Annotated in this window: 17 protein-coding genes; 9 read left to right on the plus strand and 8 right to left on the minus strand. The window is 71.2% G+C overall.

Going from position 1 to position 19,312, the window contains the following annotated elements; all coding sequences use genetic code 11:
* Nucleotides 1-26: 26 nt before the first annotated feature.
* The 4 genes from BZY54_RS16325 to BZY54_RS16340 form a co-directional block, all read right to left on the minus strand.
* Entirely contained in the window at nt 27-1,052 is a 1,026-nt protein-coding gene (locus BZY54_RS16325; RefSeq protein WP_086725928.1) for a zinc-binding alcohol dehydrogenase family protein, read from the minus strand.
* Nucleotides 1,053-1,259: 207 nt separating this feature from the next.
* Nucleotides 1,260-1,979 (minus strand): hypothetical protein, encoded by a 720-nt coding sequence (locus tag BZY54_RS16330; protein WP_086725929.1) that lies wholly within the window; start codon nt 1,977-1,979, stop codon nt 1,260-1,262.
* Between the two features lie 26 nt (nt 1,980-2,005).
* Nucleotides 2,006-2,848: an alpha/beta fold hydrolase gene (locus BZY54_RS16335; protein WP_086725930.1), complete on the minus strand. Its 843-nt coding sequence runs from the start codon at nt 2,846-2,848 to the stop codon at nt 2,006-2,008.
* A 467-nt stretch (nt 2,849-3,315) separates the two neighbouring features.
* The gene (locus tag BZY54_RS16340) at nt 3,316-3,753 is read right to left on the minus strand and encodes a secondary thiamine-phosphate synthase enzyme YjbQ (protein WP_086725931.1); all 438 of its coding nucleotides are present in this window, start codon (nt 3,751-3,753) and stop codon (nt 3,316-3,318) included.
* A gap of 60 nt (nt 3,754-3,813) precedes the next feature.
* Here BZY54_RS16340 and BZY54_RS16345 point away from each other — a divergent pair, with 60 nt between their 5' ends.
* The gene (locus BZY54_RS16345; RefSeq protein ID WP_086725932.1) at nt 3,814-4,896 is read left to right on the plus strand and encodes an NAD(P)-binding domain-containing protein; all 1,083 of its coding nucleotides are present in this window, start codon (nt 3,814-3,816) and stop codon (nt 4,894-4,896) included.
* A gap of 105 nt (nt 4,897-5,001) precedes the next feature.
* Here the strand turns inward: BZY54_RS16345 and mltG are convergent, their stop codons facing one another.
* Nucleotides 5,002-5,862, minus strand: coding sequence for an endolytic transglycosylase MltG (mltG, locus tag BZY54_RS16350; protein WP_086725933.1), 861 nt, complete (start codon nt 5,860-5,862; stop codon nt 5,002-5,004).
* A 43-nt stretch (nt 5,863-5,905) separates the two neighbouring features.
* Complete coding sequence (locus BZY54_RS16355) at nt 5,906-7,735, minus strand: ABC transporter ATP-binding protein (protein ID WP_086725934.1); 1,830 nt, start codon at nt 7,733-7,735, stop codon at nt 5,906-5,908.
* A gap of 115 nt (nt 7,736-7,850) precedes the next feature.
* Here BZY54_RS16355 and BZY54_RS16360 point away from each other — a divergent pair, with 115 nt between their 5' ends.
* Nucleotides 7,851-8,309, plus strand: a complete 459-nt coding sequence (locus tag BZY54_RS16360; protein ID WP_086725935.1) for a MarR family winged helix-turn-helix transcriptional regulator — start codon at nt 7,851-7,853, stop codon at nt 8,307-8,309.
* Between the two features lie 231 nt (nt 8,310-8,540).
* Here BZY54_RS16360 and BZY54_RS16365 read toward each other — a convergent pair whose 3' ends face one another.
* Complete coding sequence (locus BZY54_RS16365; protein ID WP_341868691.1) at nt 8,541-9,077, minus strand: L,D-transpeptidase family protein; 537 nt, start codon at nt 9,075-9,077, stop codon at nt 8,541-8,543.
* A 497-nt stretch (nt 9,078-9,574) separates the two neighbouring features.
* On the opposite strand from BZY54_RS16365, the gene BZY54_RS16370 reads away from it, so the two are divergent.
* From BZY54_RS16370 to BZY54_RS16385, 4 genes are all read left to right on the plus strand, one after another.
* Nucleotides 9,575-11,641, plus strand: a complete 2,067-nt coding sequence (locus tag BZY54_RS16370; RefSeq protein WP_086725937.1) for an ABC transporter transmembrane domain-containing protein — start codon at nt 9,575-9,577, stop codon at nt 11,639-11,641.
* Nucleotides 11,638-13,419: an ABC transporter ATP-binding protein gene (locus tag BZY54_RS16375; protein ID WP_086725938.1), complete on the plus strand. Its 1,782-nt coding sequence runs from the start codon at nt 11,638-11,640 to the stop codon at nt 13,417-13,419. Before BZY54_RS16370 ends, BZY54_RS16375 begins: the two co-directional genes overlap by 4 nt.
* A 344-nt stretch (nt 13,420-13,763) precedes the next feature.
* On the plus strand, nt 13,764-14,237 hold the full coding sequence (locus BZY54_RS16380) for a DUF5709 domain-containing protein (protein WP_086725939.1): 474 nt from the start codon (nt 13,764-13,766) through the stop codon (nt 14,235-14,237).
* A 63-nt stretch (nt 14,238-14,300) separates the two neighbouring features.
* Complete coding sequence (locus tag BZY54_RS16385) at nt 14,301-14,576, plus strand: type B 50S ribosomal protein L31 (RefSeq protein ID WP_086725940.1); 276 nt, start codon at nt 14,301-14,303, stop codon at nt 14,574-14,576.
* Between the two features lie 122 nt (nt 14,577-14,698).
* Here BZY54_RS16385 and BZY54_RS16390 read toward each other — a convergent pair whose 3' ends face one another.
* A complete protein-coding gene (locus BZY54_RS16390) occupies nt 14,699-15,493 on the minus strand; it encodes a metal-dependent hydrolase (protein ID WP_086725941.1) in 795 nt (264 codons plus the stop codon).
* 145 nt (nt 15,494-15,638) lie between these two features.
* On the opposite strand from BZY54_RS16390, the gene BZY54_RS16395 reads away from it, so the two are divergent.
* From BZY54_RS16395 to BZY54_RS16405, 3 genes are all read left to right on the plus strand, one after another.
* Nucleotides 15,639-18,152, plus strand: coding sequence for a DEAD/DEAH box helicase (locus BZY54_RS16395; protein WP_167414004.1), 2,514 nt, complete (start codon nt 15,639-15,641; stop codon nt 18,150-18,152).
* 82 nt (nt 18,153-18,234) lie between these two features.
* On the plus strand, nt 18,235-19,101 hold the full coding sequence (locus tag BZY54_RS16400; RefSeq protein ID WP_086725942.1) for an acyl-CoA thioesterase: 867 nt from the start codon (nt 18,235-18,237) through the stop codon (nt 19,099-19,101).
* Between the two features lie 2 nt (nt 19,102-19,103).
* The coding region (locus BZY54_RS16405; protein WP_143668064.1) for a hypothetical protein at nt 19,104-19,312 on the plus strand (209 nt) is incomplete at its 3' end.

Below are 19,312 nucleotides of genomic sequence, written 5' to 3' on the forward strand. Positions count from 1 at the left end.
GGGTGGGGCGGGGCTGTGGCCGCCGGTCAGAAGCCGGTCAGAGTGATCTTCCCGATGGCCGTGCCCGATTCCAGGATGCGGTGCGCCTCGCGCAGGTTCGCCGCGTTGACCGGGCCCAGGTCCCTCGTCGCGGTACTGACCAAGGTCCCGGCGTTCACGAGGCGGGCCACCTGCGTGAGGATCTTGTGCTGACGGTCCAGGTCCTCGGTCCCGTAGAGCGAACGGGTGAACATGAACTCCCAGTGGAAGCTGATGCTCTTCGGCTTCAGCACGCCGATGGGAAGGGCCTCGAAGTCGTCGATGGCCACCACGTTCCCGAACGGGTTGAGCGCTTCGGCGTAGGTCGGCAGGTTGCGGTCGGTACCCGCGGTGCTGAAGACATGGTCGATGCCGTGCGGAGCCACCTCGGCCAACTGCGGCTTCAGGGGCCGGTGGTGGTTCACGACGTGGTGTGCGCCCATGCGCCGTGCGAAGTCCTCCGTCTCCGGCCGGGACGCCGTACCGATCACCGTCAGGCCGGTAAGGGCGTTCGCCAACTGGCTGACCATCGCCCCCACACCGCCGGCGGCCGCGGTCACCAGCAGGGAACCGGTCTCGTCCAGCAGGTCGTGGTGCAGTCCGAGCCGCTCGAAGAGGCCCTCCCAGGCGGTGAGGGAGGTCAGGGGCAGCGCCGCGGCCTCGGTGAAGGTCAGCGTGGTCGGCTTCAGGGCGACGATCCGCTCGTCGACCACGTGGTACTCGGAGTTGGCGCCCGGCCGGTTGACGGCACCGGCGTAGAACACCTCGTCGCCCGGCTCGAACCTCTCCACCTGCGGGCCGACCGCGACGACGGTGCCCGCGGCGTCCCATCCCAGCACGCGGTTCTCGCCGCCGGGATTCTCGTGCTGCCGGATCTTGTAGTCGACCGGGTTGACGGCTACCGCCTCGACCCGCACCAGAAGGTCACGCGGCCCTGGCTCGGGCAACGGCAGCTTGACGTCGAGCAGGCACTCGTCGTCGGTCACCGGCAGGTTCGCCCGGTAGGCGACGGCACGCATCGTGGCGCTGGACATGTTCAATGGCCCTTTCGATCGGATGGATCGGGCGATGGGAAGTGCCCGGTCACATGGGTGGGATCACGGCCCGGAAGGCCGTCGAGGGCGGCCGGTCCCCGATGCCCGGCACCTCCTGCCCGCCGCGGTCGGCGCAGCGCTCCCCCGGCGCCGCGCCGACCGCGCGGTGTCTGTGGGTCCGAACGCGGGAGGCCGGCCGTCGGCGGGTCAGGACACCTCGACGTTCTCCAGTCGAACCGAGACGACCAGCGGGTCGGGGATCCTGTGGCCGTTCTCGTCCCGGCTGTAGATCATCCGCGTGGTGGGGACGACCAGCCCCGACACTTCCTGGTGGCCCGAGACGTAATGGGCCGCGGGCGTGTTTCCGGCGATCTCGACGCTGTAGTCCCGCCGCCGGATCAGGCCGTCGGAGTCGACGTAGACGGTCTGCTCGGTGCTGAGGGTGGCGATGCTGTCGGGAAAGACGATGTGCAGACGCCGGAACTTCTCCCCGTCCTCGGTCCACGGATCGATCTCTTCCGTCCGCACGCCCGGATACGTCAGCGACAGCGGCTCGGCAAGATACGTCCACATGGCGCTGCCGGAGAAGTAGGCCAGCTGGAGCCTGCTCCACGGGGTCATCAGGTCATGTCCCGCGAAGGAGGCACGAGGATCGGTCAGTTCCTCGATCACCTTGCCGTCGGAGTCCTCCACCGCCACCCGGTCGGCGGAGAACGACGTGTGATGGTCGGGGTGGAAGAACGGCTTCTGGGACACGTACTCGCGGTGCAGGTCGACGGTGACGTCGACGTCGTTCAGGGCACCCGGGTGGCCCTTCATGCCCCACAGGGCTCCGCCGAAGAACTGGCGGGCGCTGATCCGACGGGCCTCCTCCCAGTGCGAGCGGCCGCCGTAGGCGTCGAAGATGGTGGTGAGCAGGTCGGACATGGTTGACTCCCTGTCAGGTACGTGGGCTAGCTGAGGAACTCGTTGACGTCCTTGGCCACTTCGGCCGGGTACTGGAACAGGGACGCGTGGGCGGCGTCCGGGTAGATGCGGACCCGGGCGTCGGGGATCAGACCGGCCATCAGGTAGCTGGCCTTGGTCGGGATCATCAGGTCGTTGTCGCCCTGGACGATGAGCGTGGGGCACTGGATGCCGGTGAGGCGTTGCAGCGCGGAGTGGTCCGGGATGCCCCACTCCAGCACGGCGTCGTACTGGGCGTCGCGCGCGGCGAGGCTGCTGGGGACGTCGCGGTTCTCGCCGCGGGCGGAGAACCGGCCGAGGAACTGCTGCCCCTTGGCACGGCTGGTGTCGGTGTGGGCGAAGAAGATGTACAGCAGGTCCTCGGCGGTGGGCACCGTGGCGCGGGCGTGCGTCTCGATGTCCTTGCGCCAGCCGTGCATCCCGGGCGCGCCCTTCGGGCCGGTGCCGGCGAGGATCAGCCGGCGGATCAGGCGCGGCCTGATCAGCGCCATGTCCTGCGCGGCGAAGCCGCCGATGGAGAAGCCGAGCAGATCGATCCGCTCCAGCTCCAGCGCGGCGGTGAACGTGATCATCTGCCGGGCCATCTCGGCGACCGTGGTGGCCGGGGTGCCGGTGGAGGAGGCCACTCCCGGGTAGTCCACCAGAATGACCTCGCGCTCGGCGGCCAGCGCGTCGACAAGCCCGGGGTCCCAGTTGTCGAGATTGCCGGTGAAGTGCTGCAGCATGACGAGCGGCACCTCACCGCCGGAACCGAGCCGACGATAGGCGTAACGGACGCCTTCCGCCTCGACGAACTGGGTGGGGGCGGTCTGATGGGTGACGGTGGCCACGGGTTCTCCCTGCCGGAACGGGGTCGCGATCTTGGGTGGTGAAACCTGGAGCGGCTCTCCGTGGGCACGCCGTCCGTTCCCGAACGGACCGTGCGCCGGCGGCTTCTCAGGTCGGGAGGAGCCGCCGTGTCCTGCCGCGGAACCAGCATCACCGGGCCAAGTGGAAACTTTGTGTCGAACGTCTTGACTCCGGCCCCGCCGTGCGGGGTGTGGTCGAGGACGCGGTGCGCCGCGCTTTCGTCATGGTCGGAGCGGAGGGCGCCGCCGGCTCAGTGCTGAGTTCCGGCCCAGCACGGGACGGCCCCGCCCGGGCACATGACGGTGACGTTGCCGTCCGCCCTGGGCACTCGTTCCGCCCCGAGGCTGTCCGTGGCCTCGGGCTGGACCCCTCGGGGCGGCCTCGTAGTGGTCGATGTGAAGCGAAGCAGGGCCGACCGGGATGCTGCGGCCCGGCATCGGCCCCGCAATCAGATGCCGCCGGCGCCGCCAAGGAACGACAACCGCACCTGACGGTTCGTGTTGTCGCGGTTCGTGTCCACCAGGCACACCGACTGCCAGGTGCCCAGTTCCATACGGCCGCCGAGGACCGGGATGGTCGCGTGGGGCGGGACGATGGCGGGCAGGACGTGGTCGCGGCCGTGGCCTGGGCTGCCGTGGCGGTGCTGCCAGCGGTCGTCCGCGGGCAGGAGGGTGTGCAGGGCGGCGAGGAGGTCCTCGTCGCTGCCGGCACCGGTCTCGATGATCGCGATGCCGGCGGTCGCGTGCGGCACGAAGAGGTTCAGCAGGCCGTCACGGCCGTCGGAGGTCTCCCGCAGGAAGGTCTCGCAGTCGCGGGTGAGGTCGACGACCGTCTCCCGCGAGCCGGAGGCGACGTTCAGCACTCGGGTGGTGAAGGCACGTGACATGCATCCCATCCTCCTCGATCCCCGGGAAGAACCCCGCTCCCGGCGCGGTTTGTTGCTGACGTGGACAGCACACGCGAGGTCGAAGTGGTCGTCATCGGGGCCGGTCAGGCAGGACTGTCGGGCGCGTACCACCTGCGGCGCACCGGGTTCGAGCCGGACCGTGACTTCGTGGTGCTCGACCACTCCCCCGGTCCTGGCGGTGCCTGGCAGTTCCGGTGGCCGTCGTTGACGTACGGCAAGGTGCACGGCATGAACTCGCTGCCGGGGATGGAGCTTACGGCCGCCGATTCCGCGCGGCCGTCGTCCGACGTCATCAGCGAGTACTTCGCCGCTTACGAGCGCGCCTTCGACCTGCGGGTGCGGCGGCCGGTGGACGTACGAGCCGTACGGGAGGGCGATGCGGGACGACTGCTCCTGGAGACCTCGGACGGTGCGTGGTCGACGCGAGCCCTGATCAACGCGACCGGCACCTGGGACCGTCCGTTCTGGCCGCGCTATCCGGGGCAGGAGACCTTTCGCGGGCGGCAACTGCACACCGCTCAGTACGCGGGGCCCGAGGAGTTCGCCGGGCAGCGGGTGATCGTGGTCGGCGGGGGCGCGTCCGGCACCCAGCACCTGCTGGAACTCGCGCCGTACGCGGCCGCCACCACCTGGGTGACCCGGCGCCCGCCCGTCTTCCGTGAGGGGCCGTTCGACGAGAACGTGGGCCGTGCCGCGGTGGCGCTCGTCGAGGAAAGGGTGCGGCAGGGGCTGCCGCCCCGGAGTGTCGTCTCCGTCACCGGACTGCCCCTGAACGACGCCATCAGGCAGGGCCTGGAGGACGGGGTGCTGGACCGCCGGCCGATGTTCGACCGGATCACGCGGGACGGTGTGGAGTGGAGCGACGGGCAGCGCGTCACGGCCGACGTCATCCTCTGGGCGACCGGGTTCAGGGCCGCGCTCGGTCACCTGACACCGCTCGGGCTGCGCGAGCCGGGGGGCGGCATCCGCGTCGAGGGGACCCGGGCGGTCGCCGACCCCCGGGTTCACCTGGTCGGCTACGGTCCCTCGGCGAGCACCATCGGCGCCAACCGGGCCGGGCGCGCGGCCGTGACGGACATCCGGCGCCTGCTGGCGGCCGAGGACCCGGCCGCCGCTGCCTGACGCAGGACCTTCGCTTCGCGGGGCCGTTCGCCTGCGGCCGGTGTCACTGCGCCGGCTGTCTGCTGCGGCTCCTGTCACGGCGTCGGCTGTCGGCTGCGACCCGTGTCACGGCGTCGGCCGGCCGCTGTGGCTCCTGTGCTGTGCCAGGCTTCGCTGCCGGGCGTTGAACTCGGCCACGTTGCGCTGGTGCTGGGCGTAGTCGGAGGAGAAGCGCGTGTCCCCCGGCCCCACGGTGACGAAGTACAGCCAGTCGCCCGGGGTCGGGTTGAGCGTGGCGTGCATCGCGTCCTCGCCGGGGTTGTCGATGGGAGTCGGCGGCAGCCCCATGCGCCGGTAGGAGTTGTAGGGGTTGTCCAGCCGGGTGTCGTCGATGGTCGTACGGAGAGTGAAGCGGTCGAGGCCGTAGTTGAGGGTGGAGTCCATCTGCAGCGGCATTCCGCGTTCGAGCCGGTTGAAGACCACGCGCGCCACCTTCCCCATGTCGGACCTCGTGGCCGCCTCGGCCTGGACGATGCTCGCGATGGTGACCGTCCGGTAGAGGCTCATGGGGTTGCGCTGGGCACCCGCGGCGATCGGCACCCGGCCGAACCTCTTGTTCGCGGTGTCGACCATGGCGGACAGCAGCGACATCGGGGTCGCCCCGTCACCGACCGGGTAGGTCGCCGGGAAGAGGTAGCCCTCCGGGTTGCCCCCGGCGGTGTCCGGCAGCTTCAGCCCGGCCTTGGCGACCGACTGCCTCGTACTGCCGGCCGGCAGGGCGAGGACCTTGTCGACGGCGGCGTACACCTGGCCGGCGCGCCAGCCCTCCGGGATCACCAGAGTGCGCGAGCGGGACCCGGCTCCATCCAGGATCAGCAGCGGCACGGCCACGGCGGCGGCCGTCAGGACGGCCCCGGCCACGGCGAGGACCAGCCGGCCCCGGCGCGGCACTCTGATGGTCTTCCGTGACGGAGTGTTCGTCTCCATGCGGGCACGGTAACCCCCAGAGGGTCATAAACCTGGCATATCTTCAGCTTGTCGTTTCAAATTGGGGGTCCCGGCTCGTCGGCTCCAGTCGGGCGTCCCGGCGGACCAGTGCCGCATAGCGCCCGTCGTGTTCCAGCAGCTCCTGGTGGGTGCCGCGTTCCGCCACCCGGCCGGAGTCCAGGACCACGATCTGGTCGGCATCCCGGACAGTGGACAGGCGATGCGCGATGGTGAGGGTCGTCCGGTTGGCGGACAGGGCGTCGATGGCCTCCTGCACGGCGGCCTCCGTGCGGGTGTCCAGGGCGCTGGTGGCCTCGTCGAGGATGAGGACGGGCGGGTCGCGCAGGATGGTGCGGGCGATCGCCAGGCGCTGCTTCTCGCCGCCGGAGAAGCGGTGGCCGCGCTCGCCGACGACGGTGTCGTAGCCGTCGGGCAGGGCGGCGATGTGGTCGTGGATCTGGGCCGCCTTCGCCGCCGCCCGGAGTTCGTCGTCGGTGGCGTCCGGCTTGGCGAACCGCAGGTTCTCGGCCACCGAGGCGTGGAAGAGGTACGTCTCCTGCGAGACCACTCCGACGGCACGGGCGAGCGTGTCGAAGTCGAGGTCGCGCACGTCGACGCCGTCCAGGGTGACGCGGCCGCCGGTCACGTCGTACAGCCGGGGCACCAGGTAGCCGAGCGTGGACTTGCCCGCGCCGGTGGGGCCGACGATCGCGAGGCTGCTGCCCGCCGGGACCGTGACGTCGATGCCGTCGAGGATGGGGCCGCCCTTGTCGTCGTAGTGGAAGGCGACGTCCTCGAAGCGGACCTCGCCCTTGACGCGGTCGAGGCGGACCGGCTGCTCGCGCTCGGTGATGTCGATCGGCAGGTCCAGGTACTCGAAGATGCGCTGGAAGAGCGCCAGCGAGGTCTGGATCTGGACGCCGGTCGCCAGCAGGCTCACGGTCGGCCGGAACAGCCCCTGCTGAAGCGAGACGAAGGCGACGATGGTGCCGATGGAGACCTTCGGGCCGCCGAGCTGGAGGGCCATGCCAGCGGTCCAGTAGATGACGGCCGGCATGGCGGCCATGACGATGGTGATGACGGCCATGCGCCAGCGCCCGGCCATGTTCGACCTCACCTCGAGGCCGACCAGGCGTTCGGACTCCTCGGCGAAGGACGCGGAGAGCGAGTCGGAGCGGCCCATCGTGCGGCCGAGCAGGATGCCGCTGACCGAGAGCGACTCGGTGACCGTCGCGGCCATCGCGGCCATCTGCTTCTGACGCTGGGTGGTGATCCTCTTGCGCTCGTTGCCGACCCGGCGGCTGATCCAGACGAACACCGGGAGCAGGAGCAGCGAGACGATCGTCAGCCGCCAGTCGAGGGCCACCATCGCGACGATCGTGGCGACCACGCTGGTGACGTTGGAGACCAGCGAGGTGGCGGTGGAGGTGACGGTGGCCTGCATACCGCCGATGTCGTTGGCGATGCGGGACTGCACCTCGCCGGTGCGGGTGCGGGTGAAGAAGGCGAGCGACATGCGCTGCAGCCGGCCGTAGACGGCGGTGCGCAGATCATGCATGACGCGCTGGCCGACGGTCGTGGAGATCAGGGTCTGCAGGACCCCGAAGACGCTGGTGAGGACGGCACTGAGGATCATGCCCGCGGCGAGCAGGCTCAGCAGTCCGGTGCGGCCCTGCGGGATCGCGACGTCGAGGGTCTCCTTCAGCAGGAACGGCGTGGCGACGGAGACCAGCGAGGAGGCGCCGACCAGCAGGCCGACGATGGCGAGCCTGGCCCGGTAGGGGCGGAACAGCCGCAGGATGCGGCGGACCTGCCGGGGCTGCTCCCCGGCGTCGGCGGGCGGGGTCCAGGAGGGGTGGTGGTCGGGATGCATGAGCTCCTACGGGGGTGGGCGGGCGCCTGCCCTGGCTTGCGGCGGCGACGACTGACGGATCCTAGCTCATTGTTACCTATGCTCACAATGAACGTCATCCTGATATTGTTCCCGCATGACCACCCCGGATCCCGACGGCCTCCTCGCCGAGCAGCTGCTGCGGCTCACCCGACGGGTGCACCGCATCCAGAAACACCACCTGGAGCAGCACGCCCTGGGCATCACACCGGCCCAGTCCAGACTGCTGCGCACTCTTGCGCACTTCGGCGAGCCGCCGCGCATGGCGGACCTCGCCGAGTCCCTGGAGGTGGTGCCTCGCGCGGTGACCACGCTCGTGGACGGGCTGGAGTCGAGCGGCAAGGTGCGCCGGGTTCCCGACCCGGTCAACCGACGGGTGATCCGCATCGAACTGACCGATGACGGGCGCACCGCCCTGCGGGAGCTGCACAGCGCGCGCCGGGCCGCCGCGGCGGAGATCCTGGCGCCGCTGACGGGCGAACAGCGCGAGGCGCTCGGCGGGTTGCTGGACACGCTGGTGGGCGCGGCACCGGCACGGGGGCGAGGCCGCTGCTGAGGCAGGCCGGCCGCTGGGCCAGAGCACGGGGCCGGTATCCGGCTCGACCCATCGGCGGGCCCACGGAACCGCCGAACCAGGGGCCCACGGAACCACCGGTCCGCCTGTCCATCCGTCCGCCGAATCAGCGGCCCAGCGCGGGGTCGGCCGATGGACGGTGGGACAGGCCGGTGAAGCCTCCCGTGAACTGGCCGACGCCCCCGGCGCGTTGGGCCTGGCTCGTCCGACGGGCTACGCCTCCAGGTTGGCCCTGTCGCCCATCACCACCACGGGCCTGTCCTGCGGGTCGAGCCTGCGCAGCAGATACCTCATCGCGGACTCCGGAACACTGACGCAGCCCAACGTGCCGTCCCCGTGGTCCAGATGCAGCCAGATGCCGCCACCCTTCGACTGACCCATGGGGCGGGTCGGGTCGTCGGGGCGGGTGCCCGGCACACGGTTGTAGTCGATGGCGATGACGTAGTCGAAGTCGTGCCAGTGCGCCTCGTCCCAGTAGTACGGGGTCTGGAAGGCATCCTCGTCCTGGGTGTACGGCAGAAGGGTGCCCGGGTCGTCGCGGATGCCGCCCGCGTCGGAGAGCGTGTACACGCCCACCGGGCTGCGTCTGTCGTCTTCGCGATGGTTCGTCGTCCAGCCCCGCTTGCCGTTGTGCGCCGGCCAGCTGCGGATCCGCTGCCAAGTGGTCCCGCGCTTCTCGTAGAGCACGAGCGTGGAGTCCGGCGAGTCCTCCTGCTCCCCGTACACCGCGACTACTTGACGGGTACCCACGGGCACCTGCTGCCACATCCGTTCGCCGATGCCCGGCACACGAGCCGGGGCCGACCGCACGGCCGGGCCGGACCGTGCGGTCCCCGAGGGACCTCCGGGTCTCGGCACGTCCCGGTGGCGGTCCTCGGTCCGCTCACCACCGCACGCGGCCAGGGTCGTCAGAAAAAAACCGCAGGCCGCAGCCGCGACCATCGCACGCCTTGCACCACCGCTTCGCATGAACCCATGGTGGCCATCACGATACGGACGATCTACTTGTGATTGGTCCAAACAGCCTTATCCGCGTCCCATTGGGATGTGCGGAGCATGTCGGTCGGCCCCGGAAACACAGCGGACGCACGGGGCGCACGGGCACTCGAGGTACGCCCGAAGCGGCCAATGCGGTTCCCCCGCGCGGAAAACCGCTTGCGTCTCGCGACTCCGCGCAGCAACGCTGTCACGACTTGTCGCCGCCCTCCGCGGCCCCTTCCGCCCCTGACACGAGCTACTGGGACGTCATGCAGATTCAAGACCTTCCGTATCCTGACCCGGGTGTGCCCGACGCACGCTCGGGTCCCCGATTCCTGTGGTGGCTGGGGCGGAACCAGCTCGGCGGGCAGTTGAGAGCACTTGCCTGGGGGCTGCTGCACTTCGCCTCGGTCTCCGCGCTGCCGTTCTGTGTCGGCCTCGCCGTCCAGGCGGTCGTCGACCGCTCCGGTACACGGCTCGCCCTGGCCGGCGGACTGCTGGTGCTGGCCTGCATCGGCAACGCGCTCGGCGACACCTTCCTGCACCGGGCCGCCGTCACCAACTGGATCACGGCGGCCGCGCGCGTGCAGCAACTGCTGGCCCGTAAGGCCGCCCAGTTGGGCTCTGCCCTGACGCGGCGGGTGGCGGCCGGCGAGGTGGTGGCCGTCTCCACCGGTGACGTCGAGAAGATCGGCTGGTTCGTGGAGGCGATGTCCCGGTTCACCGCGGCGGCGGCCACCATCGTGCTCGTCTGTGTCGCCCTGCTCGTCTACCAGCCGGCGCTCGGCGTGGTCGTCGCCGTGGGTCTGCCCGCGCTGGCTCTCTCGGTGCTGCCGCTGCTGCCCCGGGCGACCCGACGCGCCGACGTGCAACGCGAGAAGGCCGGGCGCGCCACCGAACTGGCCTCCGACACCGTCGCGGGCCTGCGGGTGCTGCGCGGCATCGGCGGCGAGGAGCTGTTCCTCGACCGCTACCGCCGCGCCTCCCAGGAGGTACGGCACGCGGCCGTGCGCAGTGCCCGCATGTGGTCCCTGATCTCCGCCATCCAGGTCCTGCTGCCGGGCCTGCTGCTGATCGCGGTCGTCTGGTACGGCGTGCACCTGGCCCGCGCGGGCCGGATCACCGTGGGCGAACTCGTCACCGTCTACAGCTCCGTGATGGTCCTCACCTATCCACTTCGGCACTTCGAGGAGATCGCCATGGCGTACTCCTTCTCACGTCCGTCGGCCAAACGGGCCGCGGGCGTGCTGTCGCTGGAGCGGACCGCGGAGCCGACGGCCGCGGGGCGGACCCCGGAACCGGCCGAGGAGCAGGCCGCGGGGTCGGCGGCGGCCCGGTCGACCGGACGCGAGTCGCGGAACGAGCGGCGGGACACGGCCGCACCGGCGGTCACCGACTCCGCCGCGCACGCCCTCCCCGGTGACCTCGACGCATATGCGCTCTCCGTCGACCTGGACACCTTCGACCTGTCCGGTGATCTGTACGACCCGGTGACCGGGCTGCGGGTGTCCGCCGGACTGCTGACCGCCGTGGTGTGCGGGGATCCGGACGCGGCGGGACGCCTCGCGGAACGGCTGGGCGGCCACCCCGCCGAACCCAGGCCGGGAGCATCCGTGCTGCTGGGCGGCGTACCGCTGGACGAACTGCCGCTCGACGCGGCGCGCACCGCCGTACTGGTCCAGGACAAGGACCCGGTGCTGCTCTCCGGTTCGCTGCGCGACCTGCTCGACGTCCCTGCCTCCGGGGGCGTCACCGCCGAGGCGGCACTGGCGGCGGCCCAGTGCGCGGACGTCCTGGAGGCGCTGGCGCAGGCGTCGCCGGCCGCCGACGATCCGATGGACGTCCGGATCACCGAGCGCGGCCGGTCGCTGTCCGGCGGCCAGCGCCAGCGGCTCGCTCTGGCCCGGTCCCTGATCACCGACCGGGAGGTTCTCGTACTGGACGAGCCCACCTCGGCCGTCGACTCCCACACCGAGGCGCGGATCGCAGAGGGACTGCGAGCCCTGCGGAGCGGACGCACCACCGTGGTCTTCACCTCCTCCCCCCTGCTGCTGGACCGCGCCGACCGGGTGGTGCTCGTCCACGAAGGCACGGTCGCGGCCGCCGGTGTGCACCGCGACCTGGTGGGCACCGACTCCCGGTACCGCTCGGTGGTGACCCGTGAGACGGACGAGGAGCGCGCCGTGCACGAGGTGCTGAACGGCGACGGAACGCTGCGGGGCGACCCGCAGGGCCCACTGGCGGACAAGTCCGCCTCGCGGGCCTCGACACAGGACCCGCTGGACGACGAGGCCGCCCTGCGGGGCGCGCTGGAAGAGATCGAGGAGACCGCATGATCGGCGTGGCCCCGCCGGCGTACGACCCGGCGGCCCCGACGACGGCGACCACCCTGCCCGTCGGAGCCCCCGCCACCGTGCGCGCCTATGTGACCGAGTTGCTGCGCCGGCACCGCCGCGCCTTCCTGCTCCTCGTCACCGTCAACACCGTCGCCGTACTCGCCTCCATGGCGGGGCCCTGGCTGCTGGGCGACCTGGTCGAGCGGGTCTCCGACAGTGCGCGGGAACTCCACCTGGGGCTCACCGCCACGCTGTTCGTGCTCGCCCTGCTCATCCAGGCCGTGTTCGTCCGCGAGGTCCGGTTGCGCGGCGCGGTGCTCGGTGAGCGGATGCTGGCCGATCTGCGCGAGGACTTCCTCGTCCGGGCGGTCGGGCTGCCGCCTGGCGTGCTGGAGCGGGCGGGCACCGGCGACCTGCTGTCCCGTATCACCACGGACGTCGACCGGCTCGCCAACGCCATGCGCGAGGCCGTTCCGCAGCTGGCGATCGGGGTGGTCTGGGTGGCGCTGCTGCTGGGCGGCCTGGTGGTCACGGCTCCCCCACTCGCCGCTGCCGTGCTGCTCGCGCTGCCGCTGCTGGTGGTCGGCTGCCGCTGGTACTTCCGGCGGGCGCCCTCCGCGTATAGGTCGGAGGCCGCGGGCTACGCCGCCGTGGCCGCCGCGCTCGCCGAGACGGTCGACGCCGGGCGCACCGTGGAGGCGCACCGGCTCGGCGACCGGCGGATCCGCCTGTCGGAGCGCCGGATCAAGGAATGGACGGCGTGGGAACGCTACACGCTGTGGCTGCGGTCGGTGCTGTTCCCGGTCGTCGACATCACCCACGTGACCGTCCTCGGCTCGGTGCTGATGGTCGGCGGCGTGTTCGTGCTGCAGGGCTGGGTCGGGGTGGGCGAGCTGACCACGGGCGCCCTGATCGCGCAGATGCTCGTCGACCCGGTCGGGCTGATCCTGCGCTGGTACGACGAGCTGCAGGTGGCGCAGGTGTCGCTGGCCCGGCTGGTCGGTGTCCGCGACATCGAACCGGACGCCGGGAACGCCTCGCTCGCTCCCGACGGACGGGACGTCCACGCGGACCGGGTGCACTTCGGTTACCGGGAGGGTGTCGACGTGCTGCGCGAGGTGTCCCTGCGGGTGGCGCCGGGCACCCGACTGGCCCTGGTCGGCCCCTCGGGCGCCGGCAAGTCCACCCTGGGCCGGCTGCTCGCCGGTATCTACACGCCCCGCGACGGCCGGATCACCCTCGGCGGCGCCGAACTGTCCCGGATGCCCGCCGAGGCCGTGCGCTCCCACGTCGCCCTCGTCAACCAGGAGCACCACGTCTTCGTGGGCTCCCTGCGCGACAACCTCCTGCTCGCCCGCTCGAACGCCGTCGACGCGGAGCTGTGGGCGGCGCTGGGCGCGGTCGACGCCGACGGCTGGGCCCGTGCCCTTGCCGACGGCCTGGACACGGAGGTGGGCTCCGGCGGCCTCGCGCTGACACCGGCCCAAGCGCAGCAGATCGCGCTGGCCCGCCTGGTCCTGGCCGACCCGCACACACTGGTCCTGGACGAGGCGACCTCGCTTCTGGACCCGCGTGCGGCCCGGCACCTGGAGCGGTCCCTGGCCAGGGTCCTCGACGGCCGCACTGTCGTCGCCATCGCCCACCGGCTGCACACGGCCCACGACGCCGACGTGATCGCCGTCGTCGAGAGCGGCCGCATCAGCGAGCTGGGCAGCCATGACGAGCTGGTGGCGGCGGACGGCGCGTACGCGGCGCTGTGGCGGTCCTGGCACGGCTGAGCGAAACGAAGGCCCGACGCACGCGGGTGGCGGCGGTACGCGCCGGAACGAGGTGGGCAGCGGCGGGGTGGAGGCCGCCCCGCCGGCCCCTCGCCCGAACGCACCGGCCGGCGTCCGCGGCTTCGGCCGTGGCGATGGGCCGGGCGTGCGGGGCGGTGCCCAGGGTCGGGCGGCCGTGCCGTTGCGCGGTGCCGAACAGGGGTGGAAGTCTGGAAAGCGGCAGCGGCTCGGGGAGCGCCCGGGAACCGTCCGGTTCGTGCCGGGTGACAGCCGTGCCCCGCGCACCGGCGGCCGGCCGTCGGCCGCGGTGAGAACGGGCCCGTCCCCACCACCTGGAGGTATCCGTGGACAGCGCCGAGGGATGGGGAGACGACGTCTACCAGCCCGACGAGGACACCGAGGTCAAGGAAGACACGGGAGTGCTCGACTCGGAGGACACGCTGGAGTACGACGGTGTCGACGACCCCCTGGACCGTGGCTGGTCCCCTCCGGAGCGGCCATGGGCGGTGGAGCACACCGGTGTGACCGCGGCGGAGCGCCATCAGGGCGAGACCCTGGACCAGCGGCTCGCCGAGGAGCAGCCTGATCTGGCCGCGCCGGACGGCGACGACATCGGCGACTGCGACGGCACCGACGGGGAACTCCTGGACAACGAGGTCGGCGCGGCCCGCTCCGGCCGGCTCGTCGCACCGGACGAAGGTGCGCACGAGGACGAGGAGGCGGCACTGGTCGCCATGGATGTGGGTATCGACGGCGCGGCGGCCTCCGCCGAGGAGGCCGCGATGCACGTCGTCGACGAGGACACCCTGTCCGGCTGATCGCACCGGCCGCACGCCGTCGCCTCGGCATCGTCCCCCGTCCCCGCCGCAGGAGGAGCATCCATGCAGCAGGACAAGCACCCCGACTACCACCCGGTCGTCTTCCGCGACCGAGCCGCCGGTTACGCGTTTCTCACCCGGTCCACCGCGAGCAGCGACCAGACCATCGACTGGGACGACGGGGAGACCTACCCGGTGGTGGATGTGGAGATCTCCTCGGAGAGCCACCCGTTCTACACGGGCAAGGCCCGCACGGTGGACTCCGAGGGCCGCATCGCCCGGTTCGCCCGGCGCTACGGCGGCACGGAGCAGGGTCCCGCCGGAAGCCCGCCGACCTGAGCGGGCGTCCTCGGGCGGGCCGGCGACGGGCAGCGGCCCCCGAGGCCACGACCACGGGTGGCACCGCCGCGCAGCGTGAGTCGCAGTGGGCGGCCGCCTCGCCGGGGTGAGCGGGTGGCGCCTCAGATGAAGTTCAGCGCGCCCGCGCAGCCCACTCCGCCCAGAACCATGAACACCGGCATCAGCACCTTGAGCTCGACCCAGCTGCCCGCCCGGAACCGCATCACCTTCGGGGGACCGATCGGGTACCAGCGCTTGCGACCGACCGGTATCGGCCACAGGATCGGGCAGCCCGAGACGGTCAGCGCGTCCCCGATGTCGTGCACCAGCGCGCCCAGCACGATCGGCAGGCCGAGCCACAGGTACTCCTGGCCGGGAGCGGTGAACAGCCAGTCGGAGCCGTTGCCCGGCTTGTCCAGGATCCCGGCGAGGATCCAGGCGCTGGTCGCGGCCAGCAGCCACACCAGGATGTCGCTGCTCGAACCGCGGGCCGCGCGCCACAGCAGGCCCTCGATGGCCAGCACCATGTGCGTGAAGAGGATCGCCAGCACCGCCCAGCGGCCTCCGGTGATCGCCGCGACCGAGGCGCCCGCCCCGATCAGCACCGCCCACAGCCAGGTGTGGGTCAGCGTCCGGTGGCCGCCGGAGCGGCGCGGGTCGCCCTGCTTGCGCGTCGCCTTGTAGACGGCGTAGGACAGCTTGTCGACGATCTCGCAGAGCCAGTGCGAGAGCGGTCCGAAGGCGCGCGAGATGGTCGCGGCCTTGTGGTCGAGATCCGGGGCGAGCGCCGCGCCCGCGCAGATCAGCGCGCCGCACAGCAGGACCGGCCAGGGCATCGGGTGCCCGGCCGCGGCGGCCGCGGCTCCTACGCCGAGCCAGGCCGCTGCGCCCGACAGTGAGTGTGCTGGTCCCATCATGGCCGTTCCCCGCCCCATTCCTCGTGTGCCGCTGTCCAGTTGGCCCGGTGCGCTGTTGCCGCGTCGGCGACACAGCGTAGCGGTCGTGATCTTCGGTCCGGCAGCCGATTCCCGCCTCCGCCGGGCGGCCAGGCAAGATGGGTGCGTGACCCTCATCGATCAGCTGCCGCAGACCGCCGACCCCGACGCCCTCTACGAAGCCTTCGAGTCGTGGGCCCAGGAGCGGGGTCTCACGCTCTACCCCCACCAGGAGGAGGCGCTGATCGAGGTGGTCTCCGGTGCGAACGTGATCGTGTCGACGCCCACCGGCTCGGGCAAGAGCATGATCGCCGCCGGTGCCCACTTCGCCGCCCTGGCCCGGGACGAGGTCACCTTCTACACCGCTCCGATCAAGGCGCTGGTGTCGGAGAAGTTCTTCGAGCTGTGCAAGCTGTTCGGCACCGAGAACGTCGGCATGCTCACCGGCGACGCCTCCGTGAACGCCGACGCCCCCGTCATCTGCTGCACCGCCGAGGTCCTGGCGTCGATCGCGCTGCGCGACGGCAAGGACGCCGACGTCGGCCAGGTCGTCATGGACGAGTTCCATTTCTACGCCGAGTCCGACCGCGGCTGGGCCTGGCAGATCCCGCTGCTGGAACTGCCGCAGGCGCAGTTCGTCCTGATGTCGGCGACGCTCGGCGACGTGTCGTTCTTCGAGAAGGACCTCACCCGCCGTACCGGCCGCCCCACCACGGTGGTCCGCTCGGCGACGCGCCCGGTGCCGCTGTCCTACGAGTACCGCCGCACCCCGCTCACCGAGACGCTCACGGACCTGCTCCAGGCTCGGCAGGCGCCGGTGTACATCGTGCACTTCACACAGGCGCAGGCCGTGGAGCGGGCGCAGGCGCTGATGAGCATCAACATGTGCTCGCGCGAGGAGAAGGAGCAGATCGCCGAGTTGATCGGCAACTTCCGCTTCACCACCAAGTTCGGCCGCAATCTCTCCCGCTACGTCCGGCACGGCATCGGGGTCCACCATGCCGGCATGCTGCCCAAGTACCGCCGCCTGGTGGAGAAGCTCGCGCAGGCCGGCCTGCTGAAGGTGATCTGCGGCACGGACACGCTCGGTGTGGGCGTCAACGTCCCGATCCGCACCGTCCTGTTCACGGCCCTGACGAAGTACGACGGCAGCCGCGTGCGCACCCTGCGCGCCCGGGAGTTCCACCAGATCGCCGGCCGCGCCGGGCGGGCGGGCTTCGACACGGAGGGCTTCGTCGTCGCCCAGGCTCCCGAGCACGTCATCGAGAACGAGAAGGCGCTCGCGAAGGCGGGCGACGACCCGAAGAAGCGCCGCAAGGTCGTCCGCAAGAAGGCGCCGGAGGGCTTCGTCGGCTGGACGGACACCACGTTCGACAAGCTCATCGCCTCCGAGCCGGAGCCGCTGACCTCCCGTTTCCGGGTGACGCACACGATGCTGCTGTCGGTGATCGCCCGCCCCGGCAACGCCTTCAAGGCGATGCGGAGCCTGCTGGAGGACAATCACGAGCCACGCAAGCAGCAGTTGCGGCACATTCGGCGGGCGATCGCCATCTACCGCTCGCTGCTGGACGGCGGCATCGTCGAGAAGCTCGACCAGCCGGACGCCGAGGGCCGGATCGTCCGCCTGACGGTCGATCTGCAGCAGGACTTCGCGCTCAACCAGCCGCTGTCCACCTTCGCACTGGCAGCTTTCGAACTGCTGGATCCCGATTCGCCGTCGTACGCGCTGGACATGGTCTCGGTCGTGGAGTCCACGCTGGACGACCCGCGGCAGATCCTCGGCGCTCAGCAGAACAAGGCGCGCGGTGAGGCCGTGGCCGCGATGAAGGCGGACGGCGTCGAGTACGAGGAGCGCATGGAGCGCCTGCAGGACGTCACGTACCCCAAGCCGCTGGAGGAGTTGCTCTTCCACGCGTACAACACGTACCGCAAGAGCCACCCCTGGGTCGGCGACCATCCGCTGTCGCCGAAGTCCGTGATCCGTGACATGTACGAACGGGCGCTGTCGTTCACGGAGTTGGTGTCCTTCTACGAGCTGGCCCGCACCGAGGGCATCGTGCTGCGCTACCTCGCCGGCGCCTACAAGACGCTGGAGCACACCGTCCCGGACGACCTGAAGTCCGAGGACCTGCAGGACCTGATCGCCTGGCTGGGCGAGATGGTCCGCCAGGTCGACTCCAGCCTGCTGGACGAGTGGGAGCAACTGGCGAACCCGGAGGAGGTGACCGCCGAGGAGGCCCAGGAGAAGGCCGACCAGGTCAAGCCGGTCACCGCCAACGCGCGCGCCTTCCGCGTCCTGGTCCGCAACGCCATGTTCCGCCGGGTGGAGCTCGCCGCCCTCGACCAGGTCGAGGAACTGGGCGAGATGGACGCCGAGGCCGGGTGGGACGCCGATGCGTGGGGCGAGGCGATGGACAGGTACTGGGAGGAGTACGACGACCTGGGTACCGGCCCCGACGCCCGCGGCCCCAAGCTGCTGGTGATCAAGGAGGAGCCGCAGAACGGCCTGTGGCGCGTACGGCAGATCTTCGACGACCCCAGCGGGGACCACGACTGGGGCATCAACGCGGAGGTCGACCTCGCCGCGTCCGACGCCGAGGGCCGTGCGGTGGTCCGTGTGACCGACGTCGGGCAGCTGTGAGCGGGTGCCGGCCGACCGTGAGCACATGACAGCGGGCCGTGAGCAGGCGTCGATCCGTTCCGAACACAGGAGAATCCCACCCATGACCAACCCGGCCGAAAGGCTCGTCGACCTGCTCGACCTGGAGCAGATCGAGGTCAACATCTTCCGCGGCCGCAGCCCGCACGAGTCACTGCAGCGGGTCTTCGGCGGCCAGGTGGCGGGCCAGGCCCTGGTCGCCGCCGGCCGCACCACGGACGGCGAGCGTCCGGTGCACTCGCTGCACGCGTACTTCCTGCGTCCGGGCCGGCCGGGGGTGCCGATCGTGTACCAGGTCGAGCGGGTGCGGGACGGGAGGTCCTTCACGACCCGCCGGGTGGTCGCGGTGCAGGAGGGTCGCACGATCTTCACTCTGACCGCCTCCTTCCACAAGCCTGAACAGGGGAGTTTCGAGCACCAGCTGCCGCCCGCCCGGGAGGTCCCCTCCCCGGAGTCCCTGCCGACGATCGCCGAGGAGATACAGGAGCATCTGGGCGCGCTGCCCGAGCAGTTGGAGCGCATGGCGCGCCGCCAGCCCTTCGACATCCGTTACGTGGACCGGCTGCGCTGGACCGCCGAGGAGGTGAAGGAGGCCGAGCCGCGCAGCGCGGTGTGGATGCGCGCGGTGGGACCGCTCGGCGACGACCCGCTCGTGCACACCTGCGCACTGACCTACGCCAGTGACATGACCCTGCTCGACGCCGTGCGTCTCCCGATCGAGCCGCTGTGGGGGCCGCGGGGCTTCGACATGGCCTCGCTGGACCACGCCATGTGGTTCCACCGGCCGTTCCGTGCGGACGAGTGGTTCCTGTACGACCAGGAGTCACCGATCGCGACCGGCGGCCGAGGTCTGGCCCGCGGGCGCATCTACGACCAGGAGGGACGCCTGCTCGTGTCGGTCGTCCAGGAGGGGCTGTTCCGCGCGGTGTAGGCGTGGGCCCGGTCACCGCGGGCCAGGTGCGCGTCCGGGCACTGGGCGGCCTGGTCCAGGCTTCAGATGCCTCTGCCGAAGAGCCGGCTCAGCAGGCCGTGCGGCCGGCCCGGGTGGCCGGATCGCCGGGACCGTCCGGGCCGGGTCGTCTGCTCGGGCTGACCGGCATGGTCGAACTGTCCGGCAAGGTCGAACTGTCCGGCAAGGTCGA

This window comes from Streptomyces carpinensis (assembly GCF_002154505.1).
In the GTDB taxonomy this organism is placed as follows: Bacteria; Actinomycetota; Actinomycetes; order Streptomycetales; family Streptomycetaceae; genus Streptomyces; species Streptomyces carpinensis.